Source organism: Pseudomonas agronomica (assembly GCF_025917275.1).
GTDB lineage: Bacteria > Pseudomonadota > Gammaproteobacteria > Pseudomonadales > Pseudomonadaceae > Aquipseudomonas > Aquipseudomonas agronomica.
The window spans coordinates 1-503 of the sequence record NZ_JAOSHO010001031.1; the positions used below are offsets into that span (position 1 = coordinate 1).

Sequence of the window (503 nt, forward strand, 5' to 3'; positions counted from 1 at the left end):
CAAGCCTCCCGCCTGGCCAAGATCACCAGCCCCCTGGGACCCGAGGTTTTGTTGCTCAAGGACATGAGCGGCGGCGAAGAGCTGGGGCGGCTGTTCAACTATGAGTTGCAGTTGCACTCGCTGGACAACGCCATCGACCTCAACCAGGTGCTCGGCAAACCGATGTGCGTGAGCGTTCAGCTGGATGGCGGTGGCGAGCGGCATTTTCATGGCATCGTGGCGCGCTTCAGCCAGAACGTCGACCAGGGCCAGTTCGCCAGTTACCAGGCCACGTTGCGCCCTTGGCTGTGGCTATTGACCCGCACCTCCGACTGCCGGATTTTCCAGAACCTGACCATCCCGCAGATCATCAAGCAGGTGTTCCGCGACCTGGGCTTTTCCGATTTCGAAGACGCCCTCAGCCGTCCCTATCGCGAGTGGGAATATTGCGTCCAGTACCGCGAGACGAGTTTCGACTTCGTCAGTCGCCTGATGGAACAGGAAGGCATCTACTACTTCTTCCG

Annotated in this window: 1 protein-coding gene; it reads left to right on the plus strand. The window is 59.8% G+C overall.

Going from position 1 to position 503, the window contains the following annotated elements; genetic code table 11:
• On the plus strand, positions 1-503 hold a 503-nt coding region (tssI, locus tag OC610_RS28750), incomplete at both ends, for a type VI secretion system tip protein TssI/VgrG (RefSeq protein ID WP_264433183.1).